At 35.1% G+C, this 3,380-nt stretch carries 4 protein-coding genes; 1 reads left to right on the top strand and 3 read right to left on the bottom strand.

What is annotated here, in order from left to right:
* Positions 1-202: 202 nt before the first annotated feature.
* Both LOK41_RS27645 and LOK41_RS27640 read right to left on the bottom strand, forming a co-directional pair.
* Positions 203-973: a TSUP family transporter gene (locus LOK41_RS27645; RefSeq protein ID WP_241819303.1), complete on the bottom strand. Its 771-nt coding sequence runs from the start codon at positions 971-973 to the stop codon at positions 203-205.
* Between the two features lie 76 nt (positions 974-1,049).
* Positions 1,050-2,099 carry a TauD/TfdA family dioxygenase gene (locus LOK41_RS27640; protein WP_241819302.1) on the bottom strand — a complete coding sequence of 350 codons (1,050 nt, stop codon included), beginning with the start codon at positions 2,097-2,099 and terminating at the stop codon, positions 1,050-1,052.
* Positions 2,100-2,242: 143 nt separating this feature from the next.
* On the opposite strand from LOK41_RS27640, the gene LOK41_RS27635 reads away from it, so the two are divergent.
* On the top strand, positions 2,243-3,028 hold the full coding sequence (locus LOK41_RS27635; protein ID WP_241819301.1) for a TrmB family transcriptional regulator: 786 nt from the start codon (positions 2,243-2,245) through the stop codon (positions 3,026-3,028).
* 215 nt (positions 3,029-3,243) lie between these two features.
* Here LOK41_RS27635 and LOK41_RS29410 read toward each other — a convergent pair.
* On the bottom strand, positions 3,244-3,380 hold a 137-nt coding region (locus LOK41_RS29410), incomplete at its 5' end, for a Tn3 family transposase (RefSeq protein ID WP_481748845.1).

Below are 3,380 nucleotides of genomic sequence, written 5' to 3'. Positions count from 1 at the left end.
CCTCCAATTGTTAGACTGTGTCTAACAATTGGGGTACAGTTCACCCCTACGCTAAAGGAAATTCGGCTTTAGTTACGTTCAGTGACGATATGGACTGCAAGCTAGTGTTACTATTATACTCACAGAGGAAATTTATATGTTACCAGGCCAGAGGTGATACGTGAGGTAATAAATCCTCATTTAACTCCCCTTTTTTAAGCCATTACATAATTCTAATATAATCAACGATATTTTTTCCAATTAAGATAACAGTAACAAAGATGAATAACACTCTTACATAGGTTACTCCTTTTTTAATAGCAAAATTAGAGCCAACTAAGGCTCCTAATATCATAGAAATCCCCATCGGTATACCATATGAGAAATTAACCATATCAAGAGAAATGAACATGATAAGTGCCGCGATATTACTCCCAAAGTTTAGAAATTTTGCATTTCCTGCCGATTGTAAAAAATCGAAGCCAATAATCAAAAAGGCAAATAAAATAAATGAACCTGTTCCAGCACCTAAAAAACCATCATAAAAACCAATAGCAAATATGACAAAGGAAAACAGCAATGCTTTTTTCCAGGTAAGCTTTCGATAAGTCGATTCATGTCCCCAAGTTTTCTTTAGAATCGTATATATAGCTACGGCTATTAGGAGAACTAATACTAATGGTTTTAATAATTCAGATGAGACAAAATTGACAACCCAGGCACCTAATAAGGAGCCTGTAAAAACAAGGGGAAACAATTTAGCTACTAAGTGAAAATCAACCTTTCCTGATCTGATAAAGGCAATTGTACTTGTCAAGGAGCCCATTGAACTGGCCAACTTATTCGTAGCAATGGCTGCTGAAGGTGGGAGACCTGAAAATAATAAAGCGGGTATAGAGATTAGACCCCCTCCCCCCACTACAGAATCAATAAAAGATGCTAAAAATCCGAAACATACCAACAACAGAAGTGTATAGACATTAATATCTTCCATCCAAGAAACCTCCTTATAAAATAAGAATACAAGCGATCTACTCACTATTGAGAAGGGAGTTTGATCGCTCTGTTCGTTATTTTTGTAACTCCAGTTCTATTTTTAAAGGCATACAAACATGGCTCTTGATAGAACGGCTTGCGCTAGACTTATTAAAGTCAACAACTACAAACATTCTCTGTAACCATCGATCTTTGCCATCATATTTTGGTGTAAAAGCTGTTCGAGCATGTGCTGCTAAATGATTATCTATAATAATAAGATCACCTGGTGTTAGAACCACTCCAGAAGAAACCTCAGCTAATGCTTTCTTTAGTTCTTCTAATGCCCATTGTGCTTCTGCATTCACCCCTTGCATTAAAGAGCCATGGATACATAAGTTTGGCTGAATAATATTACCGGATAATACGGATGTTTGAGTGGATAGCTCGGGCGAATTAAATGACGAAGGCGGACTTAACCGATACAAAGGTTTTCTCAATAAGTCAATCGCGTATCCTGGTAATAGTTCAAGAGCTTGAACTATAGAAGCGGTTTCTGTTTTTGCCTTTTGTTCATGATCTGATCGTAAGCATACTAAGGATAGGTAGTCAGGTTTATGTGGGTGAATGGCATCTTCCGTATGATAGGTAAAAAACACTTGAGACCCACTATTTTCTAAATTAGTTTCTTTCCCCTTAATTGGGCAAATATCATGAATAATTTGTCCATTTTTTTCATCCGCATAACCAATAGGTTCGCCCAAATGTAACATGAATAAATACAATAATAGTTCACTTACATTCTCTTTTTTGTTTTTAGGAGCTTTACCGTCATCTGGAGTATTTGGTAATTCTTCGTCAGTCGGAAGGTTCCTAAATAGAATGGTCCCATATCGGTTTTTTTGCCTTTTAAAACTGATGAGATGATCAACTACTTTTTCGGGGAGCTTGTAGGATTCTCTTTCCAACTGGTTCAACGTGTAATGATCGAGTTGATTTAAATCAAGTTTGATGGAATGGATTAGTTGGTTTAAGTCCTCTTTTTCCTTATCCGTTAGAACGTAAATGTGCGAATTTTTAATTTCAGGCATTTCTAGGGTAGAGATCACTTTTTTTCCTCCTAATGTTGAATTAATTTTAGTCACTATTTAAATAGTAACTAAAAAATATTTTCCTGTAAATAGAAAATTCATTATTTACAATTGCTTAAATTTTGAAACGGAATCAATTTTAAATAGAGATTTGATATGATAGGTATGTACATATACTAATTGTGTTGGAGGATACTATGCAAGATATTATTCAAAAAATTCAATCTTTAGGTTTTAGTCAATATGAAGCAAAGGCTTATGTTTCATTGGTCCGCCAAGGACCAACGAGTGCCTACCAAGTAAGTAAAGAATCAGGAATTCCCAGGGCCCGTATATACGAAATATTAAATGGGCTTGAGGAAGAGGGGATTGTGATAAAAGAGGAAATTAATGATTCCGTTCAATATTCCCCTCTACCTGTCGATGTATTCTTAGAATCCGTTCAATCAAAATGGAACCATACCTATCAATCTATAAGTGATACATTAAAACATTTCGAAAAAACGGAACCTATGTCTGACAACCGTGTTATGACCCTTAAAGGAGACAGACATATCCTAGCCTTTTGTCGTACTTTATTGCAAAGGGCTGAAAAAAAAGTCGTCGTCTCTTTATGGGATAAGATGTATGGGAGACTGGAACAAGAACTGAAAGATAAAGCAACGAATTGTAAACTCAAAGGTATTGTCTTTCAGGTTGAAAATCCATTATCGGGTCTAGATATTCATCGTAAGACAAGTTATGTAGACAATATTGGAGAGAACAAATGGTTTATCTTATCCATTGATGGTCGGGAAATGATATATGGCCCTTCTATCGAAGAAAGAGAAACAGCATTTTACACAGATGATCCTGTTCATATCTATCTTTTGGAAAATTATATTTGGCATGATATCCTAGTTAATCGCCTAGTTAAAAGAGGTAAAGAGGATACTAATAATTGGATATCAAAGGAAAGAGATAGATTTTTCGGATATAATTGAATATTACGACTATGAAATCTCAATAGGATAAAAATTGGTAAGGTTAGAGGTCGTCCCACATGCCCATTAATCATGGCTAAAAACATAAAGTACTAATTTCCTATTGCTAGATTATAAATAAAGCCAAATATTGTCTTAACGAAAATATACTTTAAGCAAATTTCGACATGAAATGAGCCGGATTTTCTACTCTAAGAAAAATCCGGCTCTTATTTTTAGGCTTGTTGTAAAGGACGAAGAGATTCTAACGTTGTAGTTTCTTTCATATTAAATCGGTATTCACCTAAAAAGTTGATATGTTCCCATCCTAGTGGTGAAATATGTTTTAATAGTTCTTCATTAAACCCATGCG

This window comes from Bacillus sp. TL12, from assembly GCF_022625245.1.
In the GTDB taxonomy this organism is placed as follows: Bacteria; Bacillota; Bacilli; order Bacillales; family Bacillaceae_G; genus Bacillus_A.
The sequence above is the reverse complement of the archived record's forward strand: the minus strand, read 5'-3'. Positions and strand labels throughout refer to the sequence as shown.